This is a genomic window from Enhydrobacter aerosaccus, from assembly GCF_900167455.1.
Classification (GTDB): domain Bacteria; phylum Pseudomonadota; class Alphaproteobacteria; order Reyranellales; family Reyranellaceae; genus Reyranella; species Reyranella aerosaccus.
On record NZ_FUWJ01000002.1, the window covers coordinates 1127277 to 1144140 of the forward strand.

Genomic DNA, 16864 nt, shown 5'->3' on the forward strand with positions numbered 1-16864 from the left:
AACCCGCCCCCGCCGCAAGGACCAGGCGCAATCGCCTTTGGATCGCGAGCGGCGGAGCCGTGGTTGTCGCGGTTGGCGTGGCTGCGTTCTGGATGCTCGATAGCGGTGCGGGCAATGCGGTAGGCCGATCAGACAACAAAATCACCGCCGAGTCCGACGGTGCATTCGCCCCCAGCGAAACGCAGTGGAGCAGCCTGAAGCTGGCGCCGGTGCGGCAGGTGGCGTTCCGTGACGAGCGGACGACGGACGGCAAGATCGCCATCAATGAGGATACGACCACGCCGGTATTCTCGCCCTATTCCGGCCGGGTGACCCGCCTTATCGCCAAGCCCGGCGACCACGTCGAACGCGGCGCTCCGCTGTTCTCGATCGAGGCCACGGAATTCGTCCAGGCCCAGAACGATCTGGTTACGGCCGTGGCGGGAGTCGAAAAGGCCAAGTCGCGTCTCGAGCTCGCGCAGACGGTGGAGAAGCGGCAACGCGAGCTGCTGGCGATCCGCGGCGGCGCGCTGAAGGATCTGGAGCAGGCACAGTCGGATCTGGTGGCCGCGCAGGGGGACATGCGTTCGGCCGATATCGCGCTGGCGGCAACACGCAACCGGCTGCGCATTCTCGGTCGCTCGGACGAGGAGATCGCCAAGCTCGAAAAAGTCGATCATATCGGCGCCGAGACCGTGGTCACCGCGCCGATCGCCGGAACCGTGATCCAGCGCAAGGTCGGGCTGGGTCAATACATCACGGTGGGCGCGACCGATCCGGTATTCACCGTCGGTGACCTGGCGGCCGTGTGGCTGGTCGCCAACGTGCGGGAATCGGACGCACCGTTGATGAAGGTGGGCGCGCCGGTCGAGGTTTCGGTGTTGGCCTATCCGGGCCGCGTGTTCAACGCCCGGCTTTCTTATGTGGCGCCAGCACTGGACCCCAATACACGTCGCCTGCCGGTGCGTGCCGAGATCCAGAATCCGGGTCGCGAGCTGCTGCCCGAAATGTTTGCCACTTTCCGTATCATCTCGGGTGAAACCCGGTTGATGCCGGGCGTGCCGCAAGATGCGGTGATCTACGAGGGCTCCAAGGCTCGGGTCTGGGTCGCGCGGCCACAGGACAAGAAGGTGGTGAGCCGCTCGATCGACATCGGCTCGACCGAGAACGGGATCGTCGAGGTCCGCAAGGGCCTCTCGGTCGGAGAGTCGGTTGTGACGTCGGGTACGCTGTTCATCGACCGCGCTGCTGCGCGGGATTGATCCGTCCGAATACGCTGCGCTCCCTTCCCCAAACCCGCTTTTCCCCATCATGCAAGCCATCGTCGCAGCCGCCCTCAAGCAGCGCATTCTCGTCATCATCCTGGCGGCAGTGCTGATGGCGGGCGGCCTGTTCGCCTACAATTCGCTCAACATCGAAGCCTATCCTGATCCCGTTCCGCCGCTGGTCGACATCATCACCCAGAATCCGGGGCAGTCGTCGGAGGAGATCGAACGCTACATCACGATCCCGATCGAGATCCAGATGGCGGGGCTGCCGCACGTCCAGGCCATCCGGACCATCTCCCTATTCGGCCTCTCGGACGTCAAGGTTCAGTTCACCTACGACCTCACCTACCAGCAGGCCTCGCAGTACGTCATCAACCGGCTGTCGCAGCTCGCCCCTCTGCCCAACGGGGTGCAGCCGCAAATCTCGCCCACCAGCCCGATCGGCGAGATCTTCCGCTACCGGGTCGTGGGTCCTCCCGGCTACTCGGTGACCGACCTCAAGACGATCCAGGACTGGATCCTGCAACGCCGCTTCAAAGCCATCCCCGGTGTGATCGATGTGACGGGATGGGGCGGCAAGACCAAGACCTACGACATCACCGTCGATCTGGCCCGGCTGCAAGCCTACAACCTGACCCTCAAGCAGGTGCTGGACGGGCTGAACAACGCCAACATCAATGTCGGCGCCAACACGGTGAACATCGGGCCGCAATCGGCGATCGTGCGTTCGGTCGGCCAGATTCGCTCCATGGACGACATCCGCAACACCATGTTGGCGTCGCCCAACGGTTCGCCGATCCTGGTGTCGGACGTCGCCACCGTAACGGTTGGAAACCAGCCTCGACTGGGAATCGCTGGTCAGAACGACGACGACGATATCGTGCAGGGCATCGTGCTGATGCGCCGCGGCGCCGAGACGCTGCCCACACTGACCGGCGTGCTGGCGGAGGTGAAGAAGATCAACGCCTCCGGCATCCTCCCACCCGGCGTGCGGATCGAACGGATCTACGATCGCAGCGTGCTGGTCGGCGTCACCACCCATACCGTGCTCCACAACATGGTGGTGGGCGTCGTGCTCATCTTCCTGATCCAGTGGCTTTTCCTGGGTGACCTGCGCAGCGCCCTGATCGTCTCCGCCACCATTCCCTTCGCCTTGCTGTTCGCAGTGACCATCCTGGTCCTGAACGGCGAATCGGCCAACCTGCTGTCGATGGGCGCCATCGATTTCGGCATCATCGTCGATGCCACGGTGATCATGGTCGAGAACATCTTCCGTCACCTGACCCTGGCCAGCCATGGTGCCGCGGTCCGGACTGGGCGGCCAACACCCGCCGGACTGACCGGCAGGATAGCGGTGATCTACCAGGCGTCGACGGAAGTGACGCAGGCCATCTTCTTCGCCGCCACGATCATCATCGCCGGCTTCCTGCCGCTGTTCACCTTGTCGGGCGTCGAGGGCCACATCTTCGGGCCGATGGCCAAGACCTACGCCTATGCGTTGTCCGGCGGCCTGCTCGCGACCTTCACTGTCTCGCCCGCCCTGTCAGCCCTGATCCTGCCAGAGAACGTCGCCCACACCGAGACGCGTGTCGTGCGTGCGCTGTCGCGGTTCTATGGGCGTGTCCGCGACCAGGTGCTGAGGCGTAGAGGGACGACGGTTCTGGCTGGTGTCGGTCTCGTCGCCCTCGCAGCGCTGGCCGGCAGTTCTATTGGCCTCGAGTTCCTGCCCAAGCTCGAGGAAGGCAACATGTGGATCCGGGCCACGATGCCGACCTCGATCTCGCTGGAGGAGGGCAACGACTACGCCAACCGGATGCGCAAGCTCATCAAGGGCTTCCCCGAAGCCGAGACGGTCATCTCGCAGCACGGCCGGCCCGATGACGGCACCGACTCGACAGGGTTCTTCAATGCCGAATTCTTCGTCCCGCTCAAACCCTTCGACAAGTGGCGCAAGGGGCTCGACAAGGAGCACTTGATCGCCGAGATCAACGACGCGCTCGTGAAGGCCTTCCCCGGCGTCGAGTTCAATTTCTCGCAATACATCCAGGACAACGTTCAGGAAGCCGCTTCCGGCGTGAAAGGCGAGAACTCGGTCAAGGTCTTCGGCAATGACCTCGAGACACTGGCGAGACTGGGCGACGAGATCAAGGATGCGATGTCGACGGTGCCGGGCATCGCCGATCTGTCGGTGTTCGCGTCGCTGGGCCAGCCCACCATCCGCATCGATATCAACCGCAGCCGGGCCGCCCGCTACGGCCTCGCGCCGGGCGACATCAATGCGACCGTCCAGGCCGCCATCGGCGGACAGGCCGCCGGTGACCTGTACGAGAATGGTAGCGACCGGCACTTCCCGATGGTCGTGCGCCTGGCGCCGCGCTACCGCGAGAATCTCGAAGCGATCAAGCGCATCCCGATCGGTGTTCAGGGACCCAACGGCGTCACGCAGGTGCCACTCAGCGAGGTCGCCACCGTGCAGCTGGTGTCGGGTGCCTTCTACATCTACCGCGAGCAGCAGGAACGCTACATCCCGGTGAAGTTCAGCGTACGCGGTCGCGATCTTGGCAGTGCCGTCCTCGAGGCGCAGCAGCGCGTGGCGGAGAAAGTGAAGCTGCCCGGCGGCTATCATCTCGAGTGGGTCGGCGAGTTCGGCAATCTCAAGAATGCCCTCAACCGACTGGCCATCGCGGTGCCCATCGCGATCTCGCTGATCCTGCTTCTGCTGTATGTGAGTTTCGGCAGCGTGCGCGACATGCTGCTGGCCGGCAGCGCCATTCCCTTGGCCTTGACCGGCGGATTGCTGTCCTTGTTCCTCTTCGGCATGCCCTTCAGCATCTCGGCAGCCATCGGTTTCGTGGCGCTGTTCGGCATCGCGGCCATGAACGGCATCATGGTACTGTCGTGCTACAATCGACTGATCGATTCCGGACTAGAACCGAACAATGCCCTGCGCCAGACCTGCGAGCAGCAGATGCGGCCGGTCCTGATGACCTGCGTCGCCGCCTGCGTCGGACTGCTGCCGGCCGCCTTCTCGACCGCGATCGGCAGCCAAGTGCAGCGGCCGCTGGCGGTGGTCATCGTCGGCGGCACCTTGCTCGCACCGTGCCTGTTCCTCACGGTCCTTCCGGCGGCGATCGGCCTCTTCTCGCGACGCCGGCCCAGAATAGACGTGCCGGCTCCGAGCGAGACGGAGGCACACTGATGCGCCTCGGGTCGCTGCTTCTCGCTGGCGTCGTTTGCACCGCATTGACTGGCTGCATGGTCGGCCCGGATTTCCAGAATCCGGCGCCGCCCAAGGCCAGTTCGTTCCTGCCGGATACGCCCACGGACCTCGTCGCCGGCGGCATTCCGGGTGGTGACGCACAAAAGCTGGTTCAGGGGCTCGATATTCCGGGCCAATGGTGGGAGGTGTTTCAGTCACGACCGCTGAACGGCCTGATCGAGAGTGCCTTGCGGGCCAATCCCGATGTGCACGCGGCCGTGGCCGGGCTGAAGCAGGCGCAGGAGAATGCCCGGGCCCAGCGCGCCACCCTGTTCCCGACGCTTCAGGCCGGTCTTGGGGCGTCCCAGAACCAGACTCCGACCAGCCTGTCGCCGGCGACGTCCACCGGCTCCACGGTCTACGGGCTGTTCACGCTGGGCCTCAGCATCAGCTATGCCCTCGACATCTGGGGCGGCAACCGCCGCCAGATCGAATCGCTCGAAGCGCTGGCCGAGGCGCAATGCTTCCAGCTCGAAGGCGCCTACCTGTCGCTGGCCTCGAACGTGGTTGCCGCGGCGATCCAGGAAGCCTCGCTGCGGGCTCAGATCGACGCCACGCAACGCATCATTGCGGCCCAGCGCGAAACGCTTGGTATCCTGCAGCGCCAATCCGGCCTGGGAGCAATTCCCGGCGGCGATGTGGCGACGCAGCAGGCCGCCCTGGCCCAGTCCGAAGCGACACTGCCGCCGCTGCAGAAGGCTCTTGCTCTGCAACGTGATCTCCTCGTCACGCTCACCGGACGGTTGCCGAACGAGGATGTCGCCGCGAAATTCCGGCTCGAAGACCTGACCCTGCCACGCGACTTGCCTCTCAGCCTCCCGTCTCGCCTGGTCGAACAGCGGCCGGATGTACGGGCGGCCGAGTCCAATCTTCATTCGGCCAGCGCGCTGGTCGGTGTGGCGACTGCCAATCAGCTTCCGCAGATCACCCTCAGTACGAGTGTCAACACGCAGTCGCTCAGCACGGATACGCTGTTCGGCCCCGGCCTGATGGGCCTGTCGGTCGGGGCAAGCGCGCTTCAGACCGTGCTCGATGGCGGTGCGCTGGCCGCCAAGAAGCGAGCCGCCATCGCCGGACTGGAACAGGCCGATGCCCAGTATCGTTCGACCGTGCTGCTGGCCTTCCGCAATGTCGCCGATACGCTGCGCAGCCTGCAGTATGATGCGATCACGCTGAAAGCCTCGGTCGATGCCGAGAATGCAGCCGCAACCAGCCTCGACATCGCCCAGCGCCGGCTGGCCTTGGGTGATACGACCTATCTGACGGTCCTGATTGCGCAGCTCACCTATCAGCAGGCGTTGCTCAATCGGGTCCAGGCGCAGGCCTCTCGCCTGACCGATACGGCGGCGCTGTTCCAGGCGCTTGGCGGCGGCTGGTGGAATCGCGACGCCGGGCCCGAGGAACAGGCACGCCGGCTGCATTGTCAGCCGCCGGCACGACCTGCCGCCAGCGCAAAGCCGACGGTCGCGCAGGCGCTCTGACCCCACCATCGGCTTGACCATGGCACGCGCACTCGGGAAAAGAGCGCGATGCCTCCCTCAGACGATTTCATTGACCTTGGCGACCGGACCCTTCGCGTGCGACGGCTCGAGCCGCAGCGCAGCGATGGACTGGAGCGCACCACGCTGATCTTCCTGCATGAAGGGCTGGGCTGCATCGAGATGTGGCGCGACTTCCCGCAGAAGCTTTGCGACGCCACGCAGTGCACCGGGCTGATCTATGATCGCACGGCCTACGGCCAGTCGAGCCCGTGGCCGTCCGACCCCGGCGTCCGTTATATGGAGATCGAGGCCGACCTGATTCTGCCCAAGTTGCTGGCTGCCACCGGTATCGAGGACTGCGTTCTGGTGGGCCATAGTGACGGTGGCACCATTGCCCTGAACTATGCCGCCGCCGATCCCGAGCCGCTTCGCGCGGTGACGACGCTCGCCGCCCACGCCATCAACGAACCGATCTGCGTCGATCGCATCCGCGATGCCCAGGCTGCCTTTACCGTGGGCGATCTACGGCAGCGCCTGCTGAAGTACCATGGCGACAATGTCGATCGCGCCTTCCATCTCTGGGCCGATGCATGGTCCGCTCCCGGCTTCCAGCCGATGGACGCGGACGGACGGCTGCCGGGTATCCAGGTGCCGGTGCAGGCGATCCAAGGCGAAGACGACGAATACGGCACCGAACTTCAACTCGGCATCATCGCCGGCAAGGTGGGCGGCTACTGCGAAACCCGCCTCGTCCCGGATTGCGGGCACAGCCCGCATCTGCAGCAGCCCGCCTATGTCCTGTCGGAAATAGCCCGCTTCATCGCCCCCTTGGCGTTGTTGGGATAAGGACCCGAACTTCGGTCGCCGAGAGCGTCCGGTAACGGCCCGAAGCAGACTCCGCCCTACAACTTGAGATTGCTGCACTCAACAATGCGGAGAAGCCGGTGCTCGCAGACAGCAGGCTTGTCAGCCCAGAATTTGACCAAATGGACAAGAAAATTTGCCCACTTATCAAGCGTATGGCAAGATTTTCCGGGATGATGCCGAATGGCCTGTGGCGGAGGAGCAGTGTCCCGGCTGGCATTTCGGTTGCATATCAGCCCTCGACGCGTCCATTTCGGCGCACGGTTGCGATCGGCAGCCAACGGCAAACGAGGAAAGGGAGACGAGATGGGAGTTTTCAAAGCCGGGCGCGCGATCGTCGCGCCACGTCGCGCCGTGTTGCGCGCCGCCGCCGCGATGGCCGTTGCTGGCGCGCTGCCCGCCTGGGCGCAGAGCGTGAAGGGCAAACTGAAGGTTGCCGGCATCTACACCGTTCCGGTCGAACAGCAGTGGGTCGGCCGCATCCATACGGCCCTCAAGGCTGCGGAGGCCCGTGGCGACATCGATTATGTCTGGGCGGAGTCCATCGCCAATACGGACTATGAACGGGTGATGCGCCAATACGCCGAGGGCGGCCAGCAGCTGGTGTTCGGCGAGGTGTTCGGCGTGGAACGTGCCGCCCGCACTGTGGCCAAGGATTATCCCAAGACCGCGTTCGTCATGGGTTCGAGCTTCAAGCCACAGGAACCGAACTTCTCGGTCTTCGACAACTACATCCAGGAGCCGGCCTATCTCACCGGCATGATCGCCGGCGGCATGACCAAATCGAACATCATCGGGATGGTCGGGGGCTATCCGATCCCCGAGGTCAACCGCCTGATGAATGCCTTCATGGAGGGAGCCAAGGAGGTAAACCCGCAGGTGAAGTTCCTCGTCGGCTTCATTGGCTCGTGGTTCGATCCGCCCAAGGCCAAGGAAGCAGCTTTCGCCATGATCGACCGCGGCGCGGACGTGATGTATGCGGAACGCTTCGGCGTGTCGGATGCCGCCAAGGAGCGCAAGGTGTTGGCGATTGGCAACGTGATCAATACCCAGCCGCAATATCCGGATACCGTCGTCGCCAGTGCGCTGTGGCACATGGAACCGACGGTGGACCGCGCGATCGCGGCCGTGAAAGCGGGAACCTACAAGGCCGAAGATTACGGCCCGTACAGCCGGATGGAGTACAAGGGCTCTAGCCTTGCTCCCTTGGGAACCTTCGAATCCAAGGTTCCGGAGGCGCTGAAGGAAAAGGTCAAGGCGCGCGAGCAGGAGATCCTTGCCGGCAAGTTCACGGTCAAGGTGAACGACGCCGAGCCGAAAGCGACGATGTGACGGCGGCGTCCGCGTCACGCTCGCTCTCCACCAAAGGTAAGCCGGAGGTCGTCCTCCGGCTTACCGGCATCACCAAGCGCTTCGGTCCGCTGCTTGCCAACGACGCGATCTCGTTGACGTTGCATGCCGGCGAGGTCCTTGCCTTGCTGGGAGAGAACGGCGCCGGCAAGACAACCTTGATGAATATCCTGTTCGGCCATTACGTCGCCGAACAGGGCACCATCGAAGTCTTTGGCCGCCCTTTGCCGCCAGGCTCGCCGCACGCCGCACTGGAAGCCGGCATCGGCATGGTGCACCAGCATTTTACCCTGGCAGACAACCTGTCAGTGCTGGACAACGTCGCGGTCGGCACCGAATCGCTGTGGCGCCTCCGATCGGATCGGAGGGCCTCACGGACACGCTTGCTGGAGCTGGCACAACGGTTCGGATTGGACGTGCGCCCCGACGCGCTCGTGGCGGACCTGTCGGTCGGCGAGCGACAGCGCGTCGAGATCCTGAAAGCCCTCTATCGCGATGCTCGCATCCTCATCCTGGACGAACCCACGGCGGTCCTGACGCCCCAGGAAGCGGCCGGCCTGTTCGAGACATTGGGGCGGCTGACAGCCGATGGCCTGGCCATTGTCTTCATCAGCCACAAGATGAACGAAGTTTTCGCGGCCAGCGATACGGTCGCCGTGCTGCGCGCCGGCAAGCTGGTCGCCACCCACGCAACGAATAGCACCGACCGCGCCAAATTGGCGGAGCTCATGGTCGGCCGAACGGTGACACCCCCCGCCCCCCTGCCGCTCCTCGCCGGCGATCCGGTGCTGGATCTGTCTCGGGTGACGGTGGTTTCTGGCCATGGCCAACCCTTGCTGGATGCGGTGGACCTGACCGTGTGCCGACATCAGGTCGTTGGCATCGCCGGCGTATCGGGCAACGGTCAGACAGCGCTGGCCGAACTGGTCAGCGGTTTGAGCGCCCCCGACTCCGGACGCGTAACGATCAAGGGCGTTGGCGTCGAGCGGGCCGATCCGAAGGCCATGGTCCATCGCGGCGTGGCGCGGATCCCCGAGGACAGGCACAGCGCCGGCCTCGTCGGCGCCATGACGGTATGGGAGAACCTGATCGGCGAACGCTACCGTGACCGCGCGTTCTCGCGGTTCGGCATCTTGCGCCGCAGCGCCGCCCGCACTTATGCACGCGAGGTGATCAAGGACTTCGACGTTCGCTGCCCTGGACCGGATGCGCGCACGCAGCTCTTGTCGGGCGGCAACATGCAGAAGCTCATCCTCGGCCGAACGCTTGCCTACAGGCCGGATCTGATCCTGGCCAGCCAGCCTACACGCGGCTTGGATATCGGCGCGGTGTCCTACGTCCACGGTCGACTGCTGGAGGCACGGGCCGCCGGTGCCGGCGTGCTGCTGATTTCCGAGGACCTGGACGAGATCCTGGCTCTGGCCGACAGGATTGCGGTGATCCATCAGGCCCGGCTGACTCCACTTCTGCCAAACGGCCATGTGTCGATCGGCCAGCTCGGCCTGCTGATGGCCGGTCACTGGGACATCCTTCCGGAGATTCTCGATGCGGCTTGAACCGCGCGCCGACAGCCCTCTTTCCCTCCAGTTGATCGCGCCCCTCGGAGCAATAGCGGCGGCACTCGCGCTCTGCGCGGTGCTCGTCGCGTGGACCGGGGCGCCGGTGCTGCGCGCCTACGGACTGCTGATCGAGGGGGCGCTGGGCTCGCGCTTCGCGCTGACCGAGACGCTCACCCGGGCAACGCCTCTGATCCTGACCGGCCTCGCCGCGGCTGTCGCCTTTCGGGCCAAGCTCTGGAACATCGGCGCGGAAGGGCAGCTCTACATGGGCGCGCTGACGGCCGTGATCCTGGGAGGCGGGATGATCGATCTGCCGGCGGGGTTGCTTGTCCCCCTCGTGATGCTGGCGGCGATGGCAGTGGGCGGGGCGACCCTTCTCGGGCCGGCGGTGTTGAAGGTCCGCTTCGGCGTCGACGAGGTGGTGACCACGCTGCTCCTGAATTTCGTCGTGCTGCTGTTGGTGTCGATGCTGCTCGAGGGGCCGTTGAAGGACCCGATGGGAATGGGCTGGCCGCAATCGGCGCCAGTGATCTCTGCCGCGGAACTACCGAAGCTGATCGCCCGTACGCGCCTGCATGCGGGATTGGCCATCGCCGTGGGATTGGCGATCCTGCTGTGGTTGATCGATACGCGCACCATCTGGGGCTATGAGAACCGCGCGGTGGGCGCCAATCCTCGGGCCGCCGCCTTCGCCGGTATGCCGGTGACCTGGATCATGCTGCGCACGGCGCTGCTGTCGGGCGGCCTGGCTGGACTGGCCGGTGCGGCCGAAGTCTGCGGGCTCAAAGGCTATCTGACACTCGATCTGTCGCCGGGCTTTGGCTATAGCGGCATCGTCGTCGCCATGCTGGCGCAGCTGCATCCATTGGGCGTGGTCGGCGCGGCTGTATTCATCGCCGCCATCTTCGTCGGAGCCGACGCGATGAGCCGGGCGATGCCGATCCCGAACTACATCGCCGACGTGATGGTTTCCACGAGCCTGCTGTGCATGCTCGTTGCCGGCTTGCTGGTGCGCTACCGGTTACGGCGCGGATAGAAAAGACATGGATATCGTCGCGACCCTCCTCGACACCCTGATTTCCGCTGCTTTCTGGACGGCGGTGTTGCGCATCGCCACTCCGTATGTGCTGGGAACGCTCGGCGAGTTGATCTGCGAACGGGCCGGCGTCCTCAATCTCGGCATCGAAGGCATCATGACCCTGGGCGCGATGGCCGGTTGGATGACCGTCTATCAAGGCGGCGGGCTTTGGGCCGGTGTTCTGGCCGCAGCGGCCTGCGGAGCCTTGTTCGGCCTGCTGCATGCCGCACTGACCGTGCCTCTGGGCCTGTCGCAGCACGTTACCGGCATCGGCGTGACGCTGCTGGGCACCAGCCTGTCCTCCTTCGTCTATCGCCTCGTCCTGCCGCAGGCCAGCACGCCCCCGACCATCGTTCCCTTCCAGCCATTGCCTCTGCCGGGCGCGCTGGCGCAGACGCCGCTGACCTACTCGGCCTTGGCGCTGGTGGGCGGAATTGCCTATGTCCTTTATCGCACCCCGGTCGGGCTGGCGGTCCGGATGGTCGGCGAGAATCCAGCCGCCGCCGAAGCGCAAGGCCTCAACGTCACAGCGCTGCGCGTAGGAGCGGTCATGGCGGGGAGCGCCCTGATGGCATTGGCGGGTTCCTTCCTCACGCTCTCGGCCTTCAACGCTTTCTTCTTCAATATGGTGAACGGGCGTGGCTGGATCTGCATTGCGTTGGTCGTTTTCGCCTCGTGGCGACCGGGGAAGGCTCTTGTTGGCGCCCTCCTGTTCGCCGTCTTCGACGCCCTGCAAGTGCGCTTGCAGCAAGCGTCCGGTGGTGTGTTGCCGTATCAGGTCTTCCTCATGATGCCCTATCTGCTCAGCATCCTGGCGCTGGTGCTGGTTGCGCGCCGCGCCTCCTACCCTCATGCGCTGATGGTTCCATACCGCAAAGGAGAGCGCTGATGTTCGATCTCGTTCTGCGCGGCGCTTCCTTGCCTGACGGCCGCAGCGGCGTCGATATCGGTATCCGGGATGGACGCATCATCGCGGTCGAGTCGGCGCTGGCCGGCCAGGCAGGCCAGGAGATCGATGCAAACGGCCGGCTGGTCACGCCGCCCTTTGTCGATGCGCATTTCCATATGGATTCGACCTTGAGCTACGGGCTGCCGCGCGTGAACCGGTCCGGCACGCTCCTGGAAGGCATCGAGCTGTGGGGCGAACTGAAGCCACAGCTCGTTCAGGAGGCCATCGTCGAGCGGGCGCTGGCCTACTGCGATTGGGCCGTGGCGCGGGGGCTGCTGGCGATCCGCAGTCACGTCGATATCTGCGATCCACGCCTCCTGGCCGTCGAGGCATTGCTGGAGGTGAAGAAGCGGGTCGCCCCCTATCTCGACCTTCAGCTGGTGGCCTTCCCGCAGGACGGCGTGTTGCGCTCGGCGGGCGCGAAGGACCAGCTGGTCCGCGCGCTCGACCTCGGCGTCGATGTCGTCGGCGGTATTCCCCATTTCGAACGGACCATGGCCGAGGGCGCCGCCTCGGTTCGGCTGCTATGCGAGATTGCCGCCGCGCGTGGATTGCTGGTCGACATGCATTGCGACGAGAGCGACGACCCGCTGTCGCGTCACGTCGAGACCCTGGCCTGCGAGACACAGCGGCTGGGCCTGCAGGGCCGGGTGACGGGCTCGCATCTCACCTCGATGCACTCGATGGACAACTACTACGTCTCGAAGCTGATTCCGCTGATGGCGGAGGCGCAGCTTGGCGTGGTCGCCAACCCGTTGATCAACATCACTCTGCAGGGGCGTCACGATACCTATCCAAAACGCCGCGGCATGACGCGCGTGCCCGAGCTGATGGCGGCCGGGCTTACGGTGGCATTCGGGCACGATTGCGTCATGGATCCCTGGTATCCGCTCGGATCAGGCGACATGCTCGACGTGGCAAACATGGGCCTGCATGTCGCGCAGATGACCGGCCAGGAGGGCATGAAGGCCTGTTTCGACGCCGTCACGATCAATGCCGCGCGGCTCCTGCATCTCGATGGCTACGGCCTTGCGCCCGGATGCCACGCCAATCTCGTGGTGCTGCAGGCCGGCAACCCGGTGGAGGCAATCCGGACCCGGGCAACGCGCCTGTTCGTGGTGCGGCGCGGCCGGATCGTCAGCCGATGCGAGCCAGCGCGCGCAGCACTGAACCTGCCGGAACGCCCGGCAAGCGTCGATTTTACGTTCGGCCCGACCCGGCCCGTTTAGCGCGAATTCGGCCGGCTCCTCTGCGGCTGCCGTTTTTCGACGCCCGATGCGCCATGACTGCGGGCTTACAGGCGCTTGAGTTCGCTGGAGGCGGCCCAATTGATCTCGGAGACGGTGGGGCAGCGCGCCTGTGCAAGCTGGAACTGCTCGCGGGCGCGCTGGCGATCGCCCTGGCGCAGGGCTTCCATGCCGATGAAGAAGGCGGCTGGGCATTTGCCGTTGGTGCGCTTGGCGCTGTCATCGGACTCGGCCACGACCTCGAGCTCTCCGGGCGAGAGCCGTCCGAGCAGGAACTTGGCGATCGGCGCCGGCCATTCGGTGAGATCCTGCTTGTCGACGGCCCGGGCCAGCAATGCACGGCCATCGCGTCGGGTATGCACGTCCGCCGCATAGCGCCAAAGCAGCGGCGGCAGACGTGCCCGCAGCGAGGTCCGCCCGGCCAGGGAGCCGTCGAAATCCTCGGCCGCCTGTCGGTAGTTGCCCAGATTGAAATTGGCATGTCCCCGGAAATAGAGGGCTGTCCGACGCTCTCCTTCGCTCGAGGCAGCGGCGACGGCGCCGTCGAGCAGCTCCAGCGCCTTGTCGAAGTCGGCGATCTGCATGTTCACCTGGGCCTGGGCGATCATCAGCCAGGGATCGCCCGGCTTGCGTTGCAGCCCGTATTCCAGGGTCCGCAAGGCGGCGGCCCGGTCTCCCCCGCCCGCCAATTCAGGTTGCGTGCTGGAAAGCACCACCTGCCAGACATTGGGCATGAGCTTGCCCATTTCGGCTACGTCCTTCTGGCTGTCCGCATCGCGGCCGGCCTGGCTCAGCTGATAGGCGCGGATGCTGAGATAGACGGTCCGATCGACGGGCGAGAGCTGGCTGGCGGACAGGATCCTGTTCAGCGTGTCGATCTGCGTATTGCGGGACGTCCCGACGGGTAGGCGGCCAAAATCGCGGGCAGCGGCTGCGCCCTCGCCGTCACCATTGCGTGAACCGGCACTGTCGCAGGCGGCAACGAGAAGGACGGCCAGAATGCCCAGGATGCGGCTGATCTTCGAGGCCATGGATCAATCTCGCACATGGCGGCGCGGCGCGCATCCGCCGATTGCCTGTCTCCGTCCATGCTCCTATTTTGCAACCGAATTTCGCCCAAACCGATCGCAGGAGTTAGCATCATGGCTGCCGCCCACCCCAACAGCTTCAAGGCTCGCAAATCGCTGACGGTGGGGTCCAAGAGCTACACCTACTTCAGCCTCAAGGCCGTCGAGAAGGAGGTCGGCGATCTCTCCCGCCTGCCCTTCTCGCTGCGCATCCTGATGGAGAACCTGGTCCGCAACGAGGACGGTGCGACCGTCAAGAAAGAGGATATCGCGGCCTTTGCGGACTGGGTGAAGAACGGCGGCAAATCCCGGAAGGAAATCAACTTCCGGCCTGCCCGCGTGCTGATGCAGGACTTCACGGGCGTGCCGGCGGTGGTCGACCTCGCCGCCATGCGTGACGCGATGGGCAAGCTGGGCGGCGACCCCAAGAAGATCAATCCGCTGGTGCCCGTCGATCTCGTCATCGACCATTCGGTGATCGTGGACGAGTTCGGTAACAATTCCGCCTTCAAGGCCAACGTGAAGCTCGAATACGAGCGCAACCTCGAGCGCTACCAGTTCCTGCGCTGGGGCCAGATGGCGTTCGACAACTTCCGGGTCGTGCCGCCGGGCACCGGCATCTGCCACCAGGTCAACCTCGAGTACCTGGCCCAGGTCGTGTTCCAGCAGAAGAACGGCAAGGAGACGGTGCTCTATCCCGATACGCTGGTCGGCACCGACAGCCATACCACGATGGTGAACGGCCTTGCCGTCCTGGGCTGGGGCGTCGGCGGCATCGAGGCCGAGGCCGCCATGCTGGGCCAGCCGCAGCCGATGGTGATTCCCGAGGTCGTGGGCTTCAAGCTCACGGGCAAGCTGAAGGAAGGCGCTACCGCAACCGATCTCGTCCTCACCGTGACGCAGATGCTGCGCAAGAAGGGCGTGGTCAACAAGTTCGTCGAGTTCTACGGCGAGGGCCTCGAGGAGATGCCGCTCGCCAACCGCGCGACCATCGCCAACATGGCGCCCGAGTACGGCGCGACCTGCGGCTTCTTCCCGATCGACGAGACCACGATCGGCTTCCTCAAGACGACCAACCGCGGCGCCGCCGCCAAGGTCGTCGAGGCCTATGCCAAGAAGCAGGGCCTGTGGCGCTCCAAGAAGTCGCCCGAGCCGGTGTTCACCGACACGCTGTCGCTCGATCTCGGCGACGTGGAGCCCAGCCTCGCCGGCCCGAAGCGCCCGCAGGACCGCGTCCCCCTTTCCCAGGCGAGCCAGCAGTTCATCGCCAACATGGAGAAGGAGTTCGAGCGCAAGGATGACGGCAAGCGCGTCAAGTGCGAGGACGTCGACTACGATCTCGGCCATGGCGATGTGGTGCTGGCGGCCATCACCTCCTGCACCAACACCTCCAATCCCTACGTCATGCTGGGCGCAGGCCTCGTCGCCCGCAACGCCGTGAAGCACGGCCTCAAGGTCAAGCCCTGGGTCAAGACCTCGCTGGCGCCGGGCTCGCAGGTCGTGACCGAATATTTCGAGGCCTCGGGCCTGCAAAAGGACCTGAACAAGATCGGCTTCAATCTGGTCGGGTACGGCTGCACTTCGTGCATCGGCAATTCCGGTCCGCTGCCCGACCCGGTCAGCAAGGCGATCACCGACGGCGATCTGGTCGTCTGCTCGGTGCTCTCGGGCAACCGCAACTTCGAGGGCCGCGTCAATCCGCTGACCCGTGCCAACTACCTCGCCTCGCCGATGCTGGTGGTGGTCTACGCGCTGGCCGGCTCGATGAAGATCGACATCACCAAGGATCCGATCGGCATCGGCAAGGGCGGCAAGCCCGTCTATCTCAAGGACATCTGGCCTTCGAACGCCGAGGTCGAGAAGACCGTGGCCAAGTTCGTCACCGCCAAGGCCTTCAAGAAGCGCTATGCCGACGTGTTCAAGGGCGACAAGTTCTGGCGCGGCATCAAGACCAAGCCCAGCCTGACCTACAGCTGGGACGACAAGTCCACCTACGTACAAAATCCTCCCTACTTCGAGGGCATGGGCAAGGCGCCGGCCGCTATCGGCAACATCGCCGGCGCCCGGCCGCTGGGACAGTTCGGCGACTCGATCACGACCGACCACATCTCGCCCGCCGGCTCGATCAAGAAGGACAGCCCGGCCGGCAAGTATCTGGAAGAACACGGCGTGGCGCCGAAGGACTTCAACCAATACGGCACGCGTCGCGGCAATCACGAGGTGATGATGCGCGGCACATTCGCCAACATCCGCCTCAAGAACGAGATGGTGCCGGGCGTCGAGGGCGGCTTCACGCATCACTTCCAGAGCGACCAGCCGGAACCGATCTACGACGTGGCGATGCGTTACAAGAAGGAGCACACGCCGCAGATCCTGATCGCCGGCAAGGAGTATGGCACCGGCTCCTCGCGCGACTGGGCGGCCAAGGGCGTCAACCTGCTGGGCGTGAAGGCCGTGGTGTGCGAGACCTTCGAGCGCATCCATCGCTCCAACCTGGTCGGCATGGGCGTGCTGCCATTGCAGTTCAAGGACGGCATGACGCGCAAGACTCTGAACCTCACCGGCTGGGAGTCGTTCGATGTCGGTGGCATCGAAGGTGGCCTCAAGCCCGGCATGGACGTACCGCTGACGATCCATCGCCGCGATGGCACCAAGGAGACGGTGATGCTCACCTGCCGTATCGATACGGCCGAGGAGATCGAGTACTTCAAGAACGGCGGCGTCCTGCATTACGTGCTGCGCAATCTCGCGCAGGCGGCGTAA

The 16864-nt window shown here is 64.8% G+C and carries 11 protein-coding genes; 10 read left to right on the forward strand and 1 reads right to left on the reverse strand.

Features of this window, described 5'->3' with window-relative positions; translation table 11 throughout:
• Positions 1-59: 59 nt before the first annotated feature.
• The 9 genes from B5D62_RS14675 to B5D62_RS14715 all read left to right on the forward strand — a co-directional run bounded on the left by B5D62_RS14675 (position 60) and on the right by B5D62_RS14715 (position 13016).
• Positions 60-1241, forward strand: coding sequence for an efflux RND transporter periplasmic adaptor subunit (locus tag B5D62_RS14675; RefSeq protein ID WP_218191059.1), 1182 nt, complete (start codon positions 60-62; stop codon positions 1239-1241).
• A gap of 49 nt (positions 1242-1290) precedes the next feature.
• Positions 1291-4446, forward strand: coding sequence for an efflux RND transporter permease subunit (locus B5D62_RS14680; protein WP_085934584.1), 3156 nt, complete (start codon positions 1291-1293; stop codon positions 4444-4446).
• The gene (locus tag B5D62_RS14685) at positions 4446-5987 is read left to right on the forward strand and encodes an efflux transporter outer membrane subunit (RefSeq protein WP_085934585.1); all 1542 of its coding nucleotides are present in this window, start codon (positions 4446-4448) and stop codon (positions 5985-5987) included. Before B5D62_RS14680 ends, B5D62_RS14685 begins: the two co-directional genes overlap by 1 nt.
• Positions 5988-6035: 48 nt before the next feature.
• On the forward strand, positions 6036-6833 hold the full coding sequence (locus B5D62_RS14690; protein WP_085934586.1) for an alpha/beta fold hydrolase: 798 nt from the start codon (positions 6036-6038) through the stop codon (positions 6831-6833).
• Positions 6834-7157: 324 nt separating this feature from the next.
• The gene (locus B5D62_RS14695) at positions 7158-8183 is read left to right on the forward strand and encodes a BMP family protein (RefSeq protein ID WP_170920941.1); all 1026 of its coding nucleotides are present in this window, start codon (positions 7158-7160) and stop codon (positions 8181-8183) included.
• Positions 8180-9757: an ABC transporter ATP-binding protein gene (locus tag B5D62_RS14700; protein WP_085934587.1), complete on the forward strand. Its 1578-nt coding sequence runs from the start codon at positions 8180-8182 to the stop codon at positions 9755-9757. The genes B5D62_RS14695 and B5D62_RS14700 overlap by 4 nt, the downstream gene beginning before the upstream one ends.
• The gene (locus B5D62_RS14705; RefSeq protein ID WP_085934588.1) at positions 9747-10796 is read left to right on the forward strand and encodes an ABC transporter permease; all 1050 of its coding nucleotides are present in this window, start codon (positions 9747-9749) and stop codon (positions 10794-10796) included. The genes B5D62_RS14700 and B5D62_RS14705 overlap by 11 nt, the downstream gene beginning before the upstream one ends.
• Before the next feature lie 7 nt (positions 10797-10803).
• Entirely contained in the window at positions 10804-11727 is a 924-nt protein-coding gene (locus B5D62_RS14710) for an ABC transporter permease (RefSeq protein ID WP_085934589.1), read from the forward strand.
• Positions 11727-13016, forward strand: coding sequence for an amidohydrolase family protein (locus B5D62_RS14715; protein WP_085934590.1), 1290 nt, complete (start codon positions 11727-11729; stop codon positions 13014-13016). Before B5D62_RS14710 ends, B5D62_RS14715 begins: the two co-directional genes overlap by 1 nt.
• Positions 13017-13081: 65 nt before the next feature.
• On the opposite strand, the gene B5D62_RS14720 is transcribed toward B5D62_RS14715, so the two are convergent.
• Positions 13082-14065, reverse strand: coding sequence for a tetratricopeptide repeat protein (locus B5D62_RS14720; RefSeq protein WP_085934591.1), 984 nt, complete (start codon positions 14063-14065; stop codon positions 13082-13084).
• 111 nt (positions 14066-14176) lie between these two features.
• Here B5D62_RS14720 and acnA point away from each other — a divergent pair, with 111 nt between their 5' ends.
• The gene (acnA, locus tag B5D62_RS14725; protein ID WP_085934592.1) at positions 14177-16864 is read left to right on the forward strand and encodes an aconitate hydratase AcnA; all 2688 of its coding nucleotides are present in this window, start codon (positions 14177-14179) and stop codon (positions 16862-16864) included.